17 protein-coding genes, 1 pseudogene and 1 riboswitch are annotated in these 20,617 nt (G+C 74.0%); all 18 genes and pseudogenes read left to right on the top strand.

From position 1 onward, the window contains the following. The first annotated feature begins 24 nt into the window (after nucleotides 1–24). The 18 genes and pseudogenes from RB614_RS26415 (at nucleotide 25) to RB614_RS26330 (ending at nucleotide 20,286) form a co-directional block, all read left to right on the top strand. Nucleotides 25–330 carry an ArsR/SmtB family transcription factor gene (locus RB614_RS26415; RefSeq protein WP_308715334.1) on the top strand — a complete coding sequence of 102 codons (306 nt, stop codon included), beginning with the start codon at nucleotides 25–27 and terminating at the stop codon, nucleotides 328–330. Beyond that, nucleotides 330–1,040: pseudogene (locus RB614_RS26410) on the top strand (aquaporin); the annotation flags it as partial. The gene RB614_RS26415 and the pseudogene RB614_RS26410, both read left to right, overlap by 1 nt. A 91-nt stretch (nucleotides 1,041–1,131) precedes the next feature. Beyond that, the gene (locus RB614_RS26405; protein ID WP_308715332.1) at nucleotides 1,132–1,467 is read left to right on the top strand and encodes a hypothetical protein; all 336 of its coding nucleotides are present in this window, start codon (nucleotides 1,132–1,134) and stop codon (nucleotides 1,465–1,467) included. Between the two features lie 19 nt (nucleotides 1,468–1,486). Next, nucleotides 1,487–2,188 (top strand): arsenate reductase/protein-tyrosine-phosphatase family protein, encoded by a 702-nt coding sequence (locus tag RB614_RS26400; protein WP_308715331.1) that lies wholly within the window; start codon nucleotides 1,487–1,489, stop codon nucleotides 2,186–2,188. Then, nucleotides 2,185–2,847: an arsenate reductase ArsC gene (locus RB614_RS26395; RefSeq protein ID WP_308715330.1), complete on the top strand. Its 663-nt coding sequence runs from the start codon at nucleotides 2,185–2,187 to the stop codon at nucleotides 2,845–2,847. The genes RB614_RS26400 and RB614_RS26395 overlap by 4 nt, the downstream gene beginning before the upstream one ends. Nucleotides 2,848–3,510: 663 nt before the next feature. Next, a complete protein-coding gene (locus RB614_RS26390; RefSeq protein WP_308715329.1) occupies nucleotides 3,511–5,070 on the top strand; it encodes an ABC transporter substrate-binding protein in 1,560 nt (519 codons plus the stop codon). Nucleotides 5,071–5,098: 28 nt separating this feature from the next. Further along, nucleotides 5,099–6,031, top strand: a complete 933-nt coding sequence (locus RB614_RS26385; RefSeq protein WP_308715328.1) for an ABC transporter permease — start codon at nucleotides 5,099–5,101, stop codon at nucleotides 6,029–6,031. Between the two features lie 58 nt (nucleotides 6,032–6,089). Next, nucleotides 6,090–8,474 (top strand): ABC transporter ATP-binding protein/permease, encoded by a 2,385-nt coding sequence (locus RB614_RS26380; RefSeq protein WP_308715327.1) that lies wholly within the window; start codon nucleotides 6,090–6,092, stop codon nucleotides 8,472–8,474. After that, the gene (locus RB614_RS26375; protein WP_308715326.1) at nucleotides 8,471–9,256 is read left to right on the top strand and encodes a class I SAM-dependent methyltransferase; all 786 of its coding nucleotides are present in this window, start codon (nucleotides 8,471–8,473) and stop codon (nucleotides 9,254–9,256) included. Before RB614_RS26380 ends, RB614_RS26375 begins: the two co-directional genes overlap by 4 nt. Further along, entirely contained in the window at nucleotides 9,253–10,992 is a 1,740-nt protein-coding gene (locus RB614_RS26370; RefSeq protein WP_308715325.1) for an ABC transporter ATP-binding protein/permease, read from the top strand. Before RB614_RS26375 ends, RB614_RS26370 begins: the two co-directional genes overlap by 4 nt. Further along, entirely contained in the window at nucleotides 10,989–12,722 is a 1,734-nt protein-coding gene (locus RB614_RS26365) for an ABC transporter ATP-binding protein (protein ID WP_308715324.1), read from the top strand. Before RB614_RS26370 ends, RB614_RS26365 begins: the two co-directional genes overlap by 4 nt. A gap of 185 nt (nucleotides 12,723–12,907) precedes the next feature. After that, complete coding sequence (locus RB614_RS26360) at nucleotides 12,908–14,035, top strand: heme/hemin ABC transporter substrate-binding protein (protein WP_308715392.1); 1,128 nt, start codon at nucleotides 12,908–12,910, stop codon at nucleotides 14,033–14,035. Then, the gene (locus RB614_RS26355) at nucleotides 14,032–15,153 is read left to right on the top strand and encodes a FecCD family ABC transporter permease (protein WP_308715323.1); all 1,122 of its coding nucleotides are present in this window, start codon (nucleotides 14,032–14,034) and stop codon (nucleotides 15,151–15,153) included. The genes RB614_RS26360 and RB614_RS26355 overlap by 4 nt, the downstream gene beginning before the upstream one ends. Further along, complete coding sequence (locus RB614_RS26350) at nucleotides 15,150–16,046, top strand: heme ABC transporter ATP-binding protein (protein WP_308715322.1); 897 nt, start codon at nucleotides 15,150–15,152, stop codon at nucleotides 16,044–16,046. Before RB614_RS26355 ends, RB614_RS26350 begins: the two co-directional genes overlap by 4 nt. A 13-nt stretch (nucleotides 16,047–16,059) precedes the next feature. Continuing rightward, on the top strand, nucleotides 16,060–17,034 hold the full coding sequence (locus tag RB614_RS26345; RefSeq protein ID WP_308715321.1) for an LPXTG cell wall anchor domain-containing protein: 975 nt from the start codon (nucleotides 16,060–16,062) through the stop codon (nucleotides 17,032–17,034). Between the two features lie 14 nt (nucleotides 17,035–17,048). Next, the gene (locus RB614_RS26340; protein ID WP_308715320.1) at nucleotides 17,049–18,383 is read left to right on the top strand and encodes a hypothetical protein; all 1,335 of its coding nucleotides are present in this window, start codon (nucleotides 17,049–17,051) and stop codon (nucleotides 18,381–18,383) included. A 91-nt stretch (nucleotides 18,384–18,474) separates the two neighbouring features. Further along, nucleotides 18,475–19,668 carry a WxL protein peptidoglycan domain-containing protein gene (locus tag RB614_RS26335; RefSeq protein ID WP_308715319.1) on the top strand — a complete coding sequence of 398 codons (1,194 nt, stop codon included), beginning with the start codon at nucleotides 18,475–18,477 and terminating at the stop codon, nucleotides 19,666–19,668. A 63-nt stretch (nucleotides 19,669–19,731) separates the two neighbouring features. Beyond that, on the top strand, nucleotides 19,732–20,286 hold the full coding sequence (locus RB614_RS26330; RefSeq protein ID WP_308715318.1) for a Uma2 family endonuclease: 555 nt from the start codon (nucleotides 19,732–19,734) through the stop codon (nucleotides 20,284–20,286). A 110-nt stretch (nucleotides 20,287–20,396) separates the two neighbouring features. Continuing rightward, nucleotides 20,397–20,606: riboswitch (cobalamin riboswitch) on the top strand. The last annotated feature ends 11 nt before the right edge of the window (nucleotides 20,607–20,617 follow it).

Raw genomic sequence — 20,617 nt, 5'->3', positions numbered from 1 at the left:
GGTGTCCTCGCGTTTGATCACGGTGTGCTGATATCAGCCGACCATGATGTGATCCGCCTGCTCGCCGACCCGCTCCGCGCTCGGATCGTGGAGTTGCTCGCCGAGGGCGCGGCGTGCACCTGCCACCTGGTCGAAGACACCGGGGCGACCCAGCCGAACGTCTCGAACCACCTGCGGGCGCTGCGGCAGGCCGGCGTGGTCGTGCCGGAGCCGCGCGGCCGGTACACGTTCTACCGCCTGCGGCCGGAGGTCCTCGACGGCGCCGCCCGGCACCTGGCGGCGCTCGCCGAGCGGGCCCGGGCCAGCGGCGACGTCCGGCGGGAGTGCTGATGGACGCCGTGGCGCTGTCGCGGCGGGCCGCCGCCGAGTTCGTCGGGACCGCGTTGCTGGTCGCCGTCGTGGTCGGCTCCGGGATCATGGCGGCCCGGCTGTCACCGGGTGACGTGGGCCTGCGGTTGCTGGAGAACTCGACCACGACCGCGTTCGGCCTGGCGGTGATCATCTTGATGGTCGGCCCGGTGTCTGGCGCGCACCTCAACCCGGTGGTCTCCGTCGCGGACTGGTGGTTGGGTCGCCGCGCCGGCACCGGTCTGACCGCGCGCGACCTGGCCGTCTACGTGCCGGCGCAGGTGGCGGGGGCGATCGCCGGGTCGGTGCTGGCCAACCTGATGTTCGACCTGGCGGCCGTGGACTGGTCCGGGACCGACCGGGCCACGTCGCGGCTCTGGCTGGGCGAGGTGGTCGCGACCGCCGGCCTGGTGCTGCTGATCTTCGCGCTCGCCCGGTCCGGGCGGGCCGCGGTCGCGCCGGCGGCGGTCGGCGGATACATCGGGGCGGCGTACTGGTTCACGTCGTCCACGTCTTTCGCGAACCCGGCGGTGACGGTGGGGCGGGCCTTCACCGACACGTTCGCCGGTATCGCGCCCGGGTCGGTGCCGGGTTTCGTCGGCGCCCAACTCGTCGGTCTGGTTGTCGGGCTCGGCGCGCTGGCGATGCTGTACCCGCGCGCGGGCGTAGGGGTAGAGCAGGTCGTGGTGCCACAGCTGTCGGAGGGGCGATGAGGGTGGGCGAGAAGCCGACGGTGCCGTTCGTCCGCGTGCACAACGCGGGCCGGTCGCGGAGGGCCGCCGGGTGACCCGCCTGGTGATCGTCGGCGGCAGCGACGCCGGCATCAGCGCCGGACTGCGGGCCCGCCAGGTGGACCCGGCTGTGGAGCCGCTGCTGGTGGTCGCGGACGCGTACCCGAACTTCTCGATCTGCGGCATCCCGTACCACGTCTCCGGCGACGTGCCGGACTGGCGCGACCTGGCCCACCGCACCCGCGACGACCTCGCGGCCGCCGGCCTCGACCTGCGCCTGGACACCACCGTCCGGAGCATCGACCCGGCGTCGCGGACGGTCACCGTGACCGGCCCGCCGGGGCGGGAGGAGACGATCGGCTACGGCCGCTTGACACCTCGCGATTAGTTCAGCAATCATTGAGTCAATGAACGCTGAGTCTAATCTGCTGGCCGTGCGGGCGCGGGTGCACGCCGCGCTCGGCGACCCGTCCCGGCTGGCGATCGTCGACACGCTCACCCTGGGCGACGCGTCCCCGGGCGAGGTGGGCGAGGCGCTGGACATGCCGACCAACCTGGTCGCCCACCACCTCAAGGTGCTGACCGAGGCCGGTCTGGTCGTGCGGACCCGGTCCGAGGGGGATCGCCGCCGCACCTACCTGCGCCTGGTGCCGCAGGCCCTCGCGGCGATCGCCACCCCGGCCGTGCCGGTGCCCGAGCGGGTGGTGTTCGTCTGCACGCAGAATTCGGCACGTTCCCAGCTGGCCGCCGCGCTGTGGCAGCGGCGCAGCCGGATCCCGGCGGCGTCGGCGGGCACCGAGCCGGCCACGCGGGTGCATCCCCGCGCGGTGCGGGTGGCCAAGGCGCACGGGCTGCACCTGGATCCGCGGCGGACGGCGCACGTCTCCGACGTGGTGCGCGGCGACGACCTGGTGATCGCGGTCTGTGACAACGCCCACGAGCACCTCCCCGACGGCTCCCGGCCTCGGCTGCACTGGTCGGTGCCGGATCCGGCGCCGCACGACACCGACGCCGCGTTCGAGGCCGCCTACACCGAGATCGAGTCCCGGATCGGGCGGCTCGCGCCGGTCCTGGACCGGACGCCACCTCACGAGGGAGTCGAAGAATGACTGACCTGACCAGCTACCGCCGTGACGACCTCTCCGTCGACCAGCGGCTCGCGCTCCGCACCGCCGCCGCCCGGCTCGGCGAGGAGTTCGTCGGGGTGTTCGGCACCGAGACGATCGAGCGCTTCCTGCACTCCAGCTACGACCAGTTCGCCACGTACAGCACGGTGCCGAACTTCCTGCCCCTGCTGGCCGAGCGGTTCGCCCGGCAGCGGCTGACCGCCCTGGCCCGGGTGGAAGGGCTCCGCACGGACGCCCGGCCGGTGGTGCTCTTCCTGTGCGTGCACAACGCCGGGCGTTCCCAGATGGCGTTGGGCTTCTTCGCGCACCTGGCCGGTGACCGGGCGATCGCCTGGTCCGGCGGCTCGGAGCCGGGGATCGAGGTCAACCCCTCCGCGGTCGCGGCGATGGCCGAGCGGGGCATCGACATCTCCGGCGAGTACCCCAAGCCGTGGACCGACGAGGTGGTCCAGGCCGCCGACGTGGTCATCACGATGGGCTGCGGCGACGCCTGCCCGATCTTCCCCGGCAAGCGCTACGAGGACTGGGTCCTGGACGACCCGGCCGGGCTGCCGGTGGAGCGGGTCCGTCCGGTCCGCGACGAGATCGAGCGGCGGGTCCGGCGGCTCCTCGACGAGCTGCACGTTCCGGTCACCTCCTAAAGGGGCCGTCCCGGCGCTTCCCGCGGCCTGGCACACACCCAGCCGCAAAGTGAACGCAGAATGAATCCCCATCCGGCCTGACGCCGCCGCTGCCGCACACCCCGGTCCCGGGCAGGTCGAGCCGCCCGGCGCGGGCGCGGTCCGGTCGCGGGCGGGCGCGGCGGCCACCGAACGGGCCTGCTCCTAGGGCCTGTATCAAGTTCCTTGCCGGGCTGCGCCGGGCCCAGACGCCACCGCCTGACGCCGCCTGGACTCCGGCTCGCGCCGACAAACTCTTTGATACAGGCCCTAGCCGGTGGCCAGGAGGAAGGTCGGCGCCCGGCCGTAGCTCTCGACCTCGGTGGAGTGGAAGCCGGGCTGGGCGAGCTCGTGGGCGGCGGCCAGGCCGACCGGGCCCGGCCCCGATCACGACGACCGGGAGGGTTGGCGTCCACAGTGGAGTTCCTCGGGCGAGACGTTCGTCGCCGAATTCTGGCGCGGTGATCTGCCTCACCGAGCGCTGTCCCGCATGATCGACAAAGGCTAGCCTGGCCTCTAGTTGCCATATCTTTGCAACTACAGATCAGTTGTAACTAGTGTGTCTTGCTCTCGTCATGATCGACCGTTAGCGTGCGCTAACAGTAGATGGTTTTCATTTCCAGAAGGTGTTTGGGGGAGGCGTTCATGAGAGGGCGACGGCGCTGGCGGGCGGTGCTGGCCTGTGCCGCGCTGCTCGTGTCGCTCGCGGCCTGCGGGGGCGGCGGCGAGTCCGGCGCGGGGGCGGACGGCGACCCGACCGTGCCGGTCGGCGGCACCTTGCGGGTGGCACTGGGCCAGCCGGAGGCCGACCTGAACGGCTTGCAGTACAAGACGCACTCGTTCAACGTGCTCGACCAGATCTACGAGCCGCTCGTGCGGTACGGGCCGAAGGGCGAGATCCAGCCCGGCCTGGCCGAGCGGTGGGAGGTCAGCCCGGACGGGCTCACGCTCACGTTCCACCTGCGCGCCGGCGTGACGTTCTCCGACGGCGTGGCCTTCACCGCGCCGGTGGCCAAGACCGACATGGAACGCTGGATCGGCGACACCCCGTTCCTGGGCATCTCCCGCCAGACGAAGGCGATCGAGGCGCCCGACGAGCGGACGCTGGTGTTGCGGCTCAAGGGGGCGTACTACCCGGCGCTGCAGGAGCTGACCCTGATGCGGCCGGTGCGGTTTCGCAGCCCGGCCTCGTTCGACGCGGCCGGCAACTTCGTCAAGCCGATCGGCACCGGGCCGTACGAGCTGGAGTCCTCCTCGCAGACCGAGATCGTGCTGGTCCGCAACGACACGTACTGGGGTGGCCGCCCCAGCCTGGACCGGGTCGTCTTCGCGGTGATGCCCGACTCGCAGGCCCGCCTCGCGGCGCTGAAGGCGGGGGAGGTGGACGTGATCGGCGGTGACTACCTGGCGCCGCTGGCCCCGGAGGAGACGCTGGACCTGCGCCAGCAGTCGGGCGTCACGCTGCTGACCGAGCCGTCGTCGACCAACCTGCTGCTGGCGTTCAACACCACGACCGGCAACCGGGCGCTGGCCGACCCGCGGGTGCGGGAGGCGGTCAACCGGGCGCTGGACCGCGACGCGTACGCGAAGGCGCTCTTCCACGACCTGGCCAAGCCGGCCACCCAGGTCTTCCCGCCGTCCATCCCGTACGCGCCGCCGGAACCCCGCGACGTGTCGCTGGACCAGACGAAGGCGAAGGATCTGCTGGCCCAGGCCGGAGCGTCCACATTGTCCCTCCGGCTGATCCTGGACCCGGGGATGCTGCCCCAGGCGCGCACGCTCAGCGAGGCGATCCAGGCGGACCTGGCGAAGGTCGGCATCCAGGTGGAGATCGACCAGCTGGACTCGGCGGGGTACTCGGACACCGCCGCCAAGCGCGACTACGACCTGCTCTTCTACCTCACCTACGGTCCGCCGTACGACCCGTTCGCGATGCTCAACGCCAACTTCCGCAGCACCGAGCCGACGTTCCTGTACTCGGCGCCGGGACTCGACGAACTCGTCGACACCGCGCTGGCCGGTACGACCGACGCGGCACGCGCGGCCGCATACGACAAGGTGTGGGCCCGGCTCAACGGCGACTGGGCGGTCGCCCCGGTGGTCGAGCTGCCGCGGGTGTGGGCGGTCGGCCCGGCGGTCAAGGGGTTCACGCTCGGCGTCACCGAGTACGACCTGCCGCTCGCCAAGGTCGGCGTGGCCCGGTAGCGCGATGCGGCCGCGGTGGGGTGGGCCGGTGGCGGTGGTGGCCGGCCGGGTGGCCGAGATGGCGGCCCTGGTACTGGTGATCTCGCTGGTCAGCTTCGGCCTGCTCTGCCTGACCCGGGGCGACGCGGCCACCTCGGTCGTACGCGAGCAGGGCGGCCCGGTCACCCAGGAGCGGATCGCCGCGGAGCGGCACCGCCTCGGCCTGGACCTGCCCCCGCACGAGCGGTACGTGGACATGCTCGGCCGCGCGGTCACCGGCGACCTCGGCGTGTCGGTGCGTACCGGCCGCCCGGTCGCCGGCGAGGTCGTCGAGCGGATCGGCCCGACCCTGCGGCTGGCGCTGGCCGGGAGCCTGGTCGCGGTGCTGCTGGGGCTCGCGATCGGCCTGGTCGAAAACGCCGCCACCGGCCGCGTGCTGCCCGCGGTGTCCCGTGGCCTGTCGCTGCTGCTGGTGTCGGTGCCCGCGTTCGCCCTGGCGTTCGCGCTGGTCGACCAGTTTTCGGTGCGGCTGGGCTGGTTTCCGACCCAGGGGATGGCCGGCGGCCTCCGCGCCCTGGTGCTGCCGGCCCTCGTGCTCGGGCTGCCGGCCGGCGCGGCGCTCGGCCGGGTGCTCTCGACCCGGCTGCGCGAGGTGATGGCCGAGCCGTACCTGGTCATGGCCCGCGCCCAGGGCTTCTCCCGCGGGGCCTGCCTGCTGCGCACCGCGCTGCCGAACGCCGCGGTCACCAGCCTCGTCGTGGCCGGCAACATCCTGGCCGCGCTGGGCACGGGCACGCTGGTCGTCGAGGAGGTGTTCGGCTGGCCCGGCCTCGGCTCCTACCTGATCTCCGCGCTCCGGTACCGGGACTGGCAGCCGCTGCAGGCCAGCGTCCTGCTGCTCTCCGTGGTGGTGATCGTGTCTCGCGGCGCGAGCCTGGCCCTGGCCGCGCTGGTCGACCCCCGCGCCCGGAGCACGGCATGACGCCCGCGAGCCCATCGCGCCGCATGAGGCCGCCGCGGCCGGAGAGGCCGGGAGTCGCATGAGGGTCCGGCATGCCGTCGCGGCCGGCACCGTCGCCGCGTTCGTGGTGGCGGGCGTGGCCGGTCCGCTGCTGACCGGCGGCCGGGAACGGCGCACCGACCTCGGCCGGGCCCTGCTCGCCCCGGGCCTGGACGCCTGGCTCGGCACCGACCACCTCGGCCGCGACGAGCTGGTCCGGGTGGTCGCCGGCGCCCGCGGCTCGGTCGTCGCGGTCGGCGTGGTCCTGCTGATGTGCCTGCTCCTCGGCGGCGGCGTCGGCGTGGTCGCGGGCTGGCGCGGCGGCCTGCTCGACCGCGCGCTGCTGCGGCTCGTCGACGTCGTGACCAGCGTGCCGACGCTGCTGCTCGGGCTGGTCCTGGCCGGCCTGCTCGGCGGCGGCCCGGTGCAGGTCGCCCTCGCGCTCGGGCTGACGCTCTGGCCGCCGTACGCGCGCGTGGTCCGCACCGAGACGCGGCTGCGCCGGGGCGAGCCGAGCAACCAGGCGCTGCGGCTGCTCGGCGCCGGGCCGGCCCGCATCCTGCTGCGCCACATCCTGCCGTCGCTGGGCGGTCCGGTCGTCGTACTGCTCGGCATCACGGCGGCCGAGGTGATCGTCGCGGTGGCCACGCTGAGCTTCCTCGGCCTCGGCGCCCAGCCGCCGGCGCCGGAGTGGGGCACGATGCTGGTCGAGTCCCGCCCGTACCTCTCCACCGCCCCGTGGCTCTTCCTCGCGCCGGCCACCGCGGTCGCCGCCGTCGCGGTCGCCGGCAACCTGCTCGCCGACCGGCTCGGCGGATGGTTCACGCACGGCACCACGCGTACCGCCGGAAAGAGCTGGACCGGCGCGGCGGCGAAGACCGCGGCGGCGCCCGAGCCCGGCGGCGGTCTGCGGATCGCCGCCCTCACCGTCGACGTGAACGGCGCCCGGGTCGTCGCCGGCGCCACCCTCACCGCCCCGCCCGGCGGCACGCTCGCGATCGTCGGGCCGAGCGGCAGCGGCAAGACGATGACCGTGCTCGGCGCGCTCGGGCTCTTCCCGCCGCACCTGGCCGCGCGGGTCGGCGGCTCCGCGCGGGTGGCCGGGCACGAGCTGGTCGGGCTGGGCGAGGCCGGGCTGCGCGCGGTTCGCGGCCGGGTCGTCGCCTACGTCCCGCAGGACGTCGGCAGCACGCTCAACCCGCTGCGCCGGGTCGGCGCCCAGCTCGCCTCCGCCGTCACCCTCCACAGTGGAAGCCGCAGCGCCCGCGAGCTGCTCGCGCTGGTCGGTATCGAGGACCCGGAACGGGTCGCCCGGCAGCGGCCGGGCGAGCTGTCCGGCGGGATGCGGCAGCGGGTGCTGCTCGCGCTCGCCCTCGCCGGCGAACCCCAGGTGCTGATCGCCGACGAGCCGACCAGCGCCCTGGACGCCACCGCCGCGGTCGGCGTGGTCGAGCTGCTGCGCCGGATCCAGCGGCGGCTCGGCACCACGCTCGTGGTCATCACCCACGAGCTGGGGATGGCCGCCCGGCTGGCCGACACGATCGCGGTGTTCGACGCCGGCCGCGTCGTCGAGTCCGGCCCGGCCTCCACCGTGCTCAGCCGGCCCGGTCACGCGGTCACCCGGAGCCTGGTCGCCGCCGCCGACCTGCCCGATCCGCCCGCCGCGCCGCCGCCGTCCGGGCCGCCGCTGCTGACCGCCCGCGACCTGCGCGTCACCTACCCGGGCCGCGACCGCCGCCCGCCGGTCACCGCCCTCGCCGGTGTCGGCCTCACGGTCCGGCGCGGCGAGGTGGTCGCGGTCGTCGGCAACTCCGGCTGCGGAAAGTCCACATTGGCCCGAGCGCTCGCCGGCATCGAGCCGCGCCGCGCCGGGACGGTCACAATGGACGGTCAGCGGATACACCTCGTCTTCCAGGACCCGGCCGCGGCGCTCGACCGCCGCCAGGCCGTCGGGCCCGCACTCGACGAGGCGCTCCAGCTCCATCGGGTACCGTCGGCGCGGATACCCGCGCGGCGGACGGCGCTGCTGGAGCGGGTGGGGCTGACCGGGGCGCACGCCGAGCGGCGGCCCTGGCAGCTCTCCGGCGGCGAGCGGCAGCGGGCCGTGCTCGCCCGCGCCCTGGCCGGCGAGCCCGACCTGCTCATCCTCGACGAGCCGGTCAGCGCGCTCGACTCCACCCACCGCGCCGCGTTCATCCGCCTGCTCCGGCAGCTGCGCGGCGACGGCCCCAGCATGCTGCTCATCTCGCACGACCTGGGCGTGGTGGAGCAGCTCGCCGACCGGGTGCTGGTCATGCACGCCGGCCGGATCGTCGACGAGCTGCCCGCCGGCCAGGACCGCCACCCGGTCACCCGGGACCTGCTCGCCGCCCGCGACTACTTCCGCCACCTGCCAACCGCCGACCCCGAAGGAGTACCGTCATGACCACTGTGGACGCCCAGCCGTCCTGGACCGACCTGCTGTCCACTTGGGACGCGCAGCAGACCGGATACCTGCCGCGGCGGGAGGAGCGCTTCGCCGCCATGGTCCGCACGCTCGGCGCCGTCCTCGGCGACCGGTTCACCGTGCTGGACCTGGGCTGCGGTCCCGGCTCGCTGTCGCAGCGCATCCTCGACGCCTACCCGGCGGCCACCGCGATCGCGGTCGACGCCGACCCACTGCTGCTGCGGCTCGGCCGCGAGGCCCTGACCGGCTACGGCGACCGGCTGCGCTGGGTCGACGCCGACCTGCGCGATCCATCGTGGACCGCCCAGCTCGGCGTGGAGGCGGTGGACGCGGCCGTCTCCACCACCGCCCTGCACTGGCTCGACCCCGGCGCGCTGTTCTCCCTGTACCAGCGGGTGGGCCGGCTGGTCCGGCCGGGCGGGGTGCTGCTCAACGGCGACAACCTGCCCTACGACCCCGGCCAGGCCACGCACGAGCGGCTGGCCGACGACGCCAACGAGCGGGCGGCGCACCAGGCGTTCACAGTGGAGGGTGTGCCGGACTGGGAGCGCTGGTGGAGCCTCGCCGGCGGCGCGCTGGCCGACGAGGCCCGGCAACGGCAGGAGCGGCGGGCGCGGGCCGACGAGCGGTACGGGCCGCGCGACGGCGACCGGCTCACCTCGCTGGCCACCCACGTGACCGCGCTGACCGAGGCCGGCTTCCGGGAGATCGGCACGATCTGGCAGGACCTGGACGACCGCGTCCTGCTCGCGGTCCGATGAGCACCAACGGCCGGCCGCTGCGCTGGTCGCTGCGCTCCCGGTGGCGGATGGCCGAGCTCGTCGGGCTCTGCGTCGCGATCACCGCCAGCTACGCCGGGCAGGGCCTGCTGCTCGCGGTCGTCGTCGACGACGTCATCGAGGGCGGCGGGCTGGCCGGCTCGGTACCCGCGCTGGTCGGCCTCGTCGCGGTGCAGGCGGCCCGGGCCGCGCTCCAGTGGCGGCGGGAGGTCGCGGCGGCGGGCGCGGCCGCGGCGGTCAAGGAGGCGGTCCGCGACGACCTGTACGCCCAGCTGCTGCGGCTCGGCCCGGCCGACGTGCGCCGCCGCCGCACCGGCGCCGTACAGTCCACATTGGTCGACGGCGTCGAGGCGCTCGACGCGTACGTCGGTCGGTTCCTCCCGCAGGCGATCGCGGCCATCGTCGGTGCCGCCGCGATCGCCGGCTTCCTGCTCGCTCTCGACCCGGTCGTCGGCACGGTCGTCCTGGCCTGCGCGCTCGTCGTCCCGGTCGTACCGCAGCTGTCGCAGAAGGTCCTGGCCAGCCGGATGGACCCGTGGATGGCCGCCTACCGCGCCCTCTACGCGGAGAACCTCGACGCCATCCAGGGCATGGCCACCCTCAAGGTCTTCGGCGCGGCCCGGCGGCGCGGCTGGGAACTGACCGAGAAGGCCAAGGACTTCTGCCGCGTCTCCATCCGCCTCTGCGCGGTCACCGTCCTCTACGTCGGCGTCGTCGGGCTCGCGGTCGGGTTCGGCACCGCGTTCGCCGCCGGCCTCGGCGCGGTCCGCAACGCCGAGGGCGCGCTGCCGGCCCTGTCGCTGCTGATGATCCTGCTGCTCACCCGGGAGTGCTTCCGCCCGCTGCGCGACCTGCAGAACGCGTTCCACGCCGGCTACCCGGCCCTCTCCGCGGCCACCGGCATCTTCGAGATCCTCGACGCCGACCCGCCGGTCAGGCCGCCGGCCCAGCCCCGGACGCCGCGGGGCCGTTCGCTGGCCCTCGACTTCGACGCGGTCACCTTCACCTATCCCGGCCGGGCCGAACCCGCCGTCCGCGACCTCACCCTGGGCATCGGCGCCGGCGAGCACGTCGCCGTCGTCGGCCGTTCCGGCGCCGGCAAGACGACGCTGATCGGGCTGCTGCTGCGCTGGTTCGACCCGCAGCGGGGCGCGGTCCTGCTCGGCGGGGTACCGGTCACCGGCTGGGACCTGGACGCCCTGCGCCGCCAGGTGGCCGTGGTCTCCCAGGACACGTACCTGTTCCACCGCTCGGTCCGGGACAACCTCACACTCGCCCGCCCGGACGCCACCGCCGCCGAGCTGCGCGAGGCCCTCGCCGCGGCGAACGCGGTCACGTTCGTCGACGCGCTGCCGGACGGCCTGGACACGGTGGTGGGGGAGCGGGGAATGAAGCTCTCCGGCGGCGAACGCCAGCGGCTCGCCATCGCCCGCGCGCTGCTCGCCGACGCGCCCGTGCTCGTCCTGGACGAGGCGACCTCCAGTGTGGACGGTGCCAACGAGCGGTCGATCGCGCAGGCGCTGCGCCGGGCCGCGCAGGGGCGTACCACGCTGACCATCGCGCACCGCCTCTCCACCGTGCGCGCCGCCGACCGGATCGTGGTGCTCGACCGCGGCGCGATCGCCGAGAGCGGCAGCCACGACGAGCTGCTGGCCCGGCCCGGCGCGTTCGCCCGGCTCGTCGCGGCCGGCACCACCCGGGAGGAGAACCCGTCATGACCCGCCTGCTCCCCCTCGCGCGGCTGCTGCGCGGTCACCGGCGCATCATCGCGGTGGCGATCGTCTCCGGCGTCGCCAACCACGTGTTCACGATCGCCAGCGCCGTGCTCGGCGCGCTGCTGGTCGGCCGGGCGCTGACCGGCACCCCCGCCGCCGACCTGCGCGGCGGCTTCCTGCTGCTGCTCGCGCTCGTCGTCCCGCTGGTCGTCGCGCCGTGGGCGGAGACCCAGCTCGCGCACGTCGTCGCGTTCCGGGTACTGGTCGACGTGCGCGGCCGGGTCTACGACTCGTTCGCCCGGATGTCCCCCGGCGACCTGCTGTCCCGCCGCTCCGGTGAGCTCGGCTCCACCGCGATCAGCGACGTCGAGCTGCTCGAGACGTTCTTCGCGCACACGCTCAGCCCGCTGGTCTCCGCCGCCGTCGTGCCGGCCGGCGCGCTGGTGGCGCTGGCGTTCCTCGACCCGACGCTCGCGCTGGCCCTGCTGCCGGTGCTCGCCGCGCTCGCCAGCGTCCCGATCTGGCTGCGCCGCCGTGCCGAGGCGGACGGCACCGCCGTACGGTCGGCCGCCGGGGCGCTCAACGCCGAGGCCGTCGACGCGCTCCAGGGGCTGCGCGAGGTGCTCGCCTTCGGCGCCGGCCGCGCCCAGGCCCGCCGGCTGCGGGACTCGGGCCGCGCGCTCGACGCCGCCCGTACCGCGCACAGCCGCCGCGCCGGCGTCGAGCTCGCCGCCACCGACGCGATCGTCACGCTCGGCGTCCTCGCCGCCCTGGTCGTCGGCGGCTCGCTGGTCGCCGCCGGAGACCTGCCCGCCGACCTGCTGCCCGCCGCGGTGGTCCTGGCCGCGTTCTCCCTCGCCCCGGTTACCGCCGTCGTCGACGTGGCCCGCGAGGTCGGCATCGTCTCCGCCGCCGCGGTACGGGTGCTCGACCTGCTCGCCGTCCCGCGCGCCGTACCCGATCCGGAGCGCCCCGCCGACGTCCGCGACGTACGGCCGCGGGTCGAGTACCGCGCGGTCACCTTCCGCTACGCTCCGGACCTGCCGCCGGCGGTACAGGACCTCGACTTCACGATCGAGCCGGGGGAGACCGTCGCCCTGGTCGGCCACTCCGGCGCCGGCAAGTCCACCTCGGCGCACCTGCTGCTGCGGCTGTGGGACGTCGGCGGCGGTGCCATCACCATCGGCGGGCACGACCTGCGCACGATCGCTGACGCCGACCTGCGCCGCCTCGTCGCGTACGTGCCGCAGGACGTGCACCTGTTCAACATCTCCATCGCCGACAACCTGCGCCTCGGCCGCCCGGACGCCACCCGGGACCAGATCGAGGCGGCCGCGCGTACGGCGCAGGCGCACGAGTTCGTCACCGACCTGCCGGACGGCTACGACACCGTCGCGGGTGAGCTGGGCAACCTGCTCTCCGGCGGCCAGCGCCAGCGCCTCTCCATCGCCCGCGCGCTGCTCGCCGGTACGCCGATCCTGGTGCTCGACGAGGCGGTGTCCAACCTGGACACCGAGAGCGAGCGGCAGCTGGCCGCCGCGATCGCCGCCACCCGGAGCGGCCACACCACGCTGGTCATCGCGCACCGCCTGACCACCATCCGCACCGCCGACCGGGTCGTCATGCTCGAACACGGCCGGGTCGTCGAACAGGGGCGGCCGGACGACCTGCTGGCCCGCGACGGGCGCTTCGCCGAACTGGTTCGCACCCAGCTCACACCCGACCCCGCGTAGGCGTCGCACCGGCGACCTGTCGCCCGAGCGTAGATTAGGCTAACCTAACCACGGCGCCACGGCGGCCTCCTCGCCGGCCGTATGTGATCTTGCGATCTCCTCCTTGACGGACACCGGGGAAGTGGTCAGGATACCAACTAAGGTAAGCCTTACCTAACCTCGCGGTCCTCGTGCCTTGCGTGGCGATGGTGGCGCGGCGCGAGTTCGCACCGAAAGTGGTGATGGGTCCGGTGTACGACACGGCGAGGTGGCCGAAGCGGAGATCCCTGGCCGTACGCGCGTGTGGCGCACTCGCCGCCCTGGCGCTGGTCGCCGGCTGCTCGGCCATCGGCACACCGGACACTTCGGACGGTCCGGCCGCTGACGGGCGCCCGGAGTGCGTGGGGCCGGCGACGGCGCGGTCGGAGCCGAGCGTCGAGGTGATCGCGACCGACCCCGAGCCGCGACTGCCCGTGACGTACACCGACATCACCGGGAAGCCGGTCACCATCACGGACGCCAGCCGGATCCTGGCGCTCGACATGTACGGCACGCTGGCCACGACCGTCTACGCCCTCGGGCTGGGCGACCGGCTGGTCGGGCGGGACGTGTCCACCGGCCTCCCCGAGCTGCGCCACCTGCCGTTGGTGACCCGCAACGGCCACGAGCTCAACGGCGAGGCCATCCTGGACCTGCGGCCGTCGGTGATCCTGACCGACTACAGCATCGGCCCGCTGGAGGTGCAGCTTCAGCTGCGGGACTCCGGGATACCCGTGGTCATCATGAGCGACCAGCGCTCCCGCGACCTGATCGGCCCGCAGATCGAAGCGGTCGCCGAGGCGCTCGGGGTACCGCGGCTGGGCGAGCGGCTCGCCGCGCGCGTACGCGGCGAGACCGAGGCGGCCCAGGCCCGGGTCGCCGAGCTCGCCCCGGCGGACCCGGCGCACCGGCTGCGGATGGTCTTCCTCTACATGCGCGGCAACGCCGGCGTGTACTACTGGTTCGGCAAGGGCTCGGGCGCCGACGACCTGATCCACGACCTCGGCGGGATCGACGTCGCCACCGAGGCCGGCCTTTCCGGTATGCGGCCGCTCAACGCCGAAGGGCTGGCGACGGCGAACCCCGACCTCTACCTGATGATGACGCACGGGCTGGAGTCGGTCGGCGGCATCGACGGGCTGCGGAAGGTCCCCGGGGTGGCGGACACCTCCGCCGGCGCGCACTCGTGCGTCGTCGACATGAGCGACTACCAGATCCTCAGCTTCGGCCCGCAGTTTCCGGCGACCCTCCAGGCGCTCGCCGAGGCCATCTACCGCCAGGCGATCCGCCCGTGAGTACCGCGGCGGCACCCCGGTCGATCGACCGGCCGTCCACGCGCGACCGGGTGGCGACCGGTGACCTCGCGCCGGCACCGGCCCGCACCGCGCGGGCGACGGCCGTGATCGCGGCGCTGCTGGTCGCCCTCGTCGTGACGCTGCTGGTCTCGGCGGGCGCGGGCCAGCTCCACGTACCACCCGACGAGGTGATCGGCTCGGTGCTGCACCGGCTGGGGCTGAACGCCGGCGACCTGCCCAGCCACCCCAACGGCGAGGCGGCGCTCTGGAACATCCGGTTTCCCCGGCTGATGATGGGGCTGCTGGTGGGCGCCGGGCTGGGCGTGGCCGGCGCGGTGATGCAGGGCATCTTCGGCAACCCGCTGGCCGAGCCCGGGGTGATCGGCGTCTCGGCCGGCGCCGGCGTGGGCGCGTGCGCGGTCATCGTGTTCGGCTGGGCCTTCCTCGGGCCGATGACCATCCCCGCCGCCGCCTTCGTCACCGCCCTGGTCACCACGGTCATCGTGTACGGGCTGGCCCGGCGCGGCGGCCGCACCGAGGTCGTGACGCTGGTGCTGATGGGCATCGCCGTCAACGCGGTGGCCAGCGCGCTCATCGCCTACTTCGTGTTCCTGGGCGACACCGCGGCCCGCGAGCAGATCGTGTTCTGGCAGCTCGGCAGCCTCAACGGCAGCCGCTGGGTGCAGGTGCAGGCGGTCGCGCCGCTGATGCTCGTCGCGCTGGTCGCGGCCTGGACGCTCGCCGGCCGCCTGGACCTGCTCGCGCTCGGCGAGCGGGCCGCCCGCCACCTCGGCGTCCACGTCGAGCGCCTCCGGCTGACCGCGATCGTGCTCACCACCCTGATGGTGGCCGCGGGCGTGGCGTTCGCCGGGATCATCGCCTTTGTCGGGCTCGTCGTGCCACACCTGATCCGGATGGCGATCGGCCCGTCGCACCGCTCGCTCCTGCCCGGCAGCGCGGTGGGCGGGGCCCTGGTGCTCAGCCTGGCGGACCTGGTGGCCCGCACCGCGGTCGACTACGCGGACCTGCCGATCGGGATGCTCACCGCGCTGGTCGGCGGCCCGTTCTTCTTCTGGCTGCTGATGCGGGCCCGGGCCCGCGCCGGAGGCTGGGCATGACCGTGCTCGACGGCCTGTGGCGCCGCCCGCCGCGGGTGCCCGCCCGGATGCCGGAGGGTGCCGCCGTGCTCGAGGCCCGGGGCGTGTCGGTGTCGCTGGGCGGCACCCCGGTGCTGCGCGAGGTCGACCTCACCGTGCGGGCCGGGGAGGTGCTGGCGGTGGTCGGCCCCAACGGCGCCGGCAAGTCCACCCTGCTCGGCGTGCTGGCCGGAGACCACGCGCCGGAGCAGGGCAGCGTCACCGTCGACGGCGAGCCGATGTACTCGTGGTCCGCCACCGAGATGGCGCTGCGCCGCGGTGTCCTGCTGCAGCGGGTGGACGTGTCGTTCCCGTTCACGGTCACCCAGATCGTGCGCATGGGACGGGCGCCCTGGGCGGGAACGCCGGCCGAGGACTGGGACGACGAGGTCATCGCCGGCGCCCTCGCCGAGACCGACGTCGAGGCGTTCGCCGACCGGGTCTACACCTCGCTCTCCGGCGGCGAACGCGCCCGGGCCGCGCTCGCCCGGGTCCTGGCCCAGGAGCCCGCCGCGCTGCTGCTCGACGAGCCCACCGCCTCGCTCGACATCGGACACCAGGAGCGGATCCTCGGCCTGGCCCGGCAGCGGGCCGCCCGCGGCGACGCCGTCCTGGTCGTGCTGCACGACCTCGGGCTGGCCGCGGCGTACGCCGACGCGGTGGCCGTGCTCTCGGCGGGACGGGTGGTCGCCGCCGGACCGCCGGTCGAGGTGCTGACCGCCGAGCGGCTCAGCGAGGTCTACCAGTACCCGATCGAGGTGCTGCGCCACCCCCGCACCGGCGCCGTGCTCGTCGTCCCGCGGCGCGGCGGGTCCGGCACCGCGAACCTTCCCGGCCCGGGCCCAACCGGCACCACCGTCGCGTCGATCACCTGAGATGGGAGCAGCCATGATGCACCGCGCTGCCCGCGCCGTATCCGTCCTCGCGCTCGCCGTGGCGCTGGCGGCGACTGCGGCCACCGGCGCCGTCGCCGCCCGACGCGCCGCCAGCCCTTCGCTGGCCGTGTCGCCCGGTACGCTGCCGGCCGACCGGATCTCCACCGTCACCGTCACCGGCAAGAGCTATCTCGTCCCGCCGCACGCCCCCGGCGTGAGCGTGTTCGGCGGCGTCTACGTCTTCTTCGGCTGGGTCGCCGCCGCCGACCACTTTGGACCGAGCATCCGCAACTCCAGCAACAACGACGGCACCGTCGGCGTCACGTACGCGTATCCGGGCGAGGCGGGCGACGCCGGTACCCGGGACGACGGTAGCGGTTCGATGCGCCTGATCTCCTTCACCAAGGGTGGGGCGTCCGGCGAGGCGACCGACTTCCACATGGACGACAACGGCAACTGGAGCACCACCCTGCGGATCTTCGGCGCCACCTTCACGACCACCACCGCCGGTGGCGGGAGCCGAACCTACGACTGCCGGAAGGTCCAGTGCGGCGTCTTCACGATCGGCGCGCACGGCGTGGCCAGCGCGACGAACGAGAAGTTCACGCCGGTCAAGTTCCAGGGCGACGCACCGGCCGCCGCCCTGCCGCGGCCGAGCGCGGGCGGCACCGGCCGACCGCCGTCGAGCGCCGGCAACGCCCCGCGGACCGGGACCTCGTCGACCGGCGCGCCCGCCGCGGGAACGCGGGAGAGCGCGCAGCCGGGTGCGACCGGCGCCGACCTGGTACCGGGCGCGGACGGCGACAGCGAGCCGGGGCAGCTGGCCGGAAACGCCCGGACCGTGCGCAGCACCGGCGGTGTGAGCCTGCCCGTCCTGGCCACCGTCGTGGGGCTGCTCGTGGTCCTCGCCGGCGGCGGGCTCTGGTGGCGGCGGCGCAGGCGCTCCACCTCCGCCAACGACCTCACTCCACCTGTGTCACCACAATAAGGAGGTACCTGTCCATGTCCCACCTCGACCGATCGGTGCGCCCGCTGGGCGTGGGTCGGCGGCTCGCGGCGATCGCCGTAGCCGGCACGGTCGTCGCCGGCGGTGTGGCCGTCGGCGCCGCACCCGCGTCGGCCGCTCCCCAGACGATCGACGACGCGGTCTTCGAATGGGGGGTGAGCGCCGAACTCCAGTCCGCGCCCCCGTTCGGCGGCTGCAACTACCTCTCCGCCGGAGAGTCCGACGGCACCCAGACCAGCTACCAGACCACCGTGGGCGATGTGGCCGTGCTCAAGGACGGCGCGGCCCCGACCTGGGCGAACAAGTGCAACGGCGCACCCACCCGGGCGGTCAACCAGAAGGTGGTCTGGTCCGGCGGCACGGGCACGGTAAACCCGGAGACGGGCGAGGCGCAGCTCTCCTTCACCGGCCAGCTCTCGATCAACTTCTACGGCGGCCTGGTGCCGTTTACGATCGAGGACCCGGTCGTGACGGTCGCCGCGGACGGCTCCGGCCAGGTGGTGGCCACGCTGTTCGGCTACGGCTCGTCCATGGAGGACCCGACCGTCAAGGTCCCGCTGGACCCGGTGGACGGCATCGTGGTCGCCGACCTGTCCAACGTGGACGCCGGCGGCACCGGCTTCACCGTCACGCCGGACTACGCGGGCGTGGAGTACGAGCCGCCGGCCGGCTCCGGCGGTACGCCGCAGAACCGTACCGTCACCGGCTGGGGCTCCTGGCCGGCCAGCTGGGTCGACTTCCACTACGAGAGCGGGCTGACGTCCTACTGGTACAGCAGCGGTGGCTCGGCCGACCCGTACAAGGCGCCGTCCGCGATCACCGTCAGCTACGACGGCGGCACGGTCGACCCCGGACCGGGTGACGGCAAGCAGTCGATCAGCGTCACCGTGCCGGAGGGTGTCGAGCCCGGCGAGTTCCTGTGGAGCATCGACGGCGACCAGGCGGTGAACCTGGGCGAGACCACCGACCAGGGCACCTACCTGCAAGCCACCGGCGCGATCGACCCGATCTCGGTGACCGACACCCGCACGAGCGGCCCCGAGTGGTCGGTCTCCGGGCAGGTCTCCGACTTCTCCGGTGGCCTCTCGGGCAAGTACCTCGGTTGGTCGCCGAAGGTGCTCACGGCCGGAGCCGGGGCGACGGCCGGTGCGGCGGTCGCCGCGGGCATCGAAGCCGGTAACGGCCTGACCGAGTCGTCCACGCTGGCCGCTGCGGCCGGCGGGCACGCGGCCGGCACCGCCAGCGTCGGCGCCGACCTCGACCTGCGCCTGCCGGCGGGGACCCCAGCGGGCAGCTACACCGCCACGCTGACCATCACCGCGCTCTCCTAGGCGCACGAAACGCGGCCGGGACCCGAATGCGCCGGGTCCCGGCCGCCCGCCCATCACCACTGGTACCAGCCATGACGGGACAGGTCCGAGTATGTCACCCTTCGCCCGGCCGCTCAGTCGCCCGGCCACGGCGCTGGCCGCGCTCGCCGTCGCGCTCCTCGGCGCCGCGAGCCTGACGCCGGCCACGCCGGCCGCCGCCGCACCGCCGGTTCGCCAGGCTCCGAACGAGGACTCGACGCTGACCTGGTCGGTGCGGCCCACGCCGACCAAGGACCAGCCCGAGCGCCCGAACTTCTCCTACGACCTGGTACCCGGCCAGCGGATCGAGGACAGCGTCCGGGTACGCAACCTCGGCGACAAGCCACTGACGCTGACCGTGTACGCCAGCGACGCCCTGACCACCTCCACCGGCGCGCTCGACCTGCTGCCGGCCGGCAAACCCCCGACCGACGTGGGCAAGTGGATCGTGCTGGACACCGCCGCCATCGAGGTGCCGCCGAAGAAATTCGTCGACGTGCCGTTCACGATGGTGGTGCCGGCCGACACGGAGAGCGGGGACCACACCGGCGGCATCGTCACGTCGTACCGCTCCCCGGGCGTCGACGACAAGGGGCGCGCGGTCGTCGTGGACCGCCGCCTCGGGACCCGGATGTACACCAGGATCGGCGGCGAGCTGCGCCCGCAGCTGGAGATCTCCGACCTCACGATCGGCTACTCGGGCACCGCCAACCCGCTGGAGCCGGGCGACGTGCACGTGACCTACACCGTCACCAACACCGGCAACGTCCGCCTCAGCGCCGAGCAGCTTCTCGTCGTACCCGGGCGGCTCGGCTTTCCCGGCCGCGAGGCGGTCCTGGACCAGATGCCGGAGCTGCTGCCGGCCAACTCGCTGACGTTCTCGGCCGACATCACGGACGTCTGGCCCACGTTCCGCTCGGCCGTCACGGTGGAGCTGCGCCCGGTGCCGACGCGGGACGGCGACGCCTTCGATCCGCAGACCCCGCAGGCGACCGCCTCCGCCGCGGCGTGGTCGGTCCCGTGGTCACAACTCGTCGTGCTGCTGGTCGTCGCCGCCGCCGTGCTGTGGGTGGCGTGGCGGGTCCGCCGCCGGCGCCGGCGCAAGGACGCGGTGCAGGAGCGGGCGGTGGAGGTCGCCGCGATCGTCAAGGAGACGCTCCAGGCCGTACTCGCCGCCCGCGAGCCGCAACCCGCCGCCGACCGCGCCGGTCCGAGCCGGCCCGACGCCGAACCCGGCGGTACGCCGGACGGCGGCCCCGCCGCGTGACCTGCTGAGTGGCCGTGGACGCGACCGGGCCCCGCGATCGGGCTGGTTGGTAGGCTCGACCCTATGACCCAGCCCGTTCTCGCCTACCGATGGAGCCGGAGCGAGTTCGTGCGTGCATCGGAAGCGGGCGCCTTCGATCACCGGGTGGAGCTCATCGAGGGGGAGATCTGGCCCGTGGTGATCGGCTCGTGGCACGGGGACACGGTCGGCCAGCTTCTGGCGCTGCTGCCGCGATCTGGGGTGCGGGTGACGACCGCGACCCTGCCGACGGGGGAGTCGCTTCCCGACCCGGACTGCTGGGTGCGTCGGGCCGGCGCGGAGCCGATCGGGTCAGTCGGGTCGAGGCTTTCGGTCTGGGACGCCTCCGACGTGCTGCTCGTGGTCGAGGTCGCCGACGAGACCACGATCCAGGATCTCAACGTCAAGGCCAAGCTCTACGGTCAGGCTGGCTATCCGGTCTACTGGGTGGTCACGCAGGAGGCGATCTACGAGCACACCGGGCCCATCTCGACGGGCTACCGGACGCGGGTGGAGTACCTCCACGGGGAAAGCATTCCCGTCCCGTACACCGATATCGCCCTCGCCACCGACGACCTGATCGCCCCGCGTCCCGTGTGAGTGTCGCGTCACCGCGCTGGCGTCGCGGTGGTCGTACGCGTCGACGGCTGGTCGCGTCGCGACACGCCGACACATGATGTGGTGTTGGTGTTTCGTGGTCGTACCCATATATGGTGTCGCTCGCAGCTGGTTCGGCCGTCCTCGCGGGCGGTCGAGGCAAGAGGGAACCCCGGTGCGAGTCCGGGACTGCCCCGCAGCGGTGAGTGGGAACGACCGCCGTCACAGAGCACTGGGCCCGCGGGTCTGGGAAGCGACGGCCAGTAGGTGACCTCCGGGTCGCGCCCACGAGTCCGAAGACCTGCCAGCGCGCCGCGCGCCGCCCGGCGTGCGG

The sequence above is a fragment of the Phytohabitans maris genome, assembly GCF_031085175.1.
Taxonomy (GTDB): Bacteria; Actinomycetota; Actinomycetes; order Mycobacteriales; family Micromonosporaceae; genus Phytohabitans; species Phytohabitans maris.
This window is presented reverse-complemented; position numbering and strand designations above follow the sequence as displayed.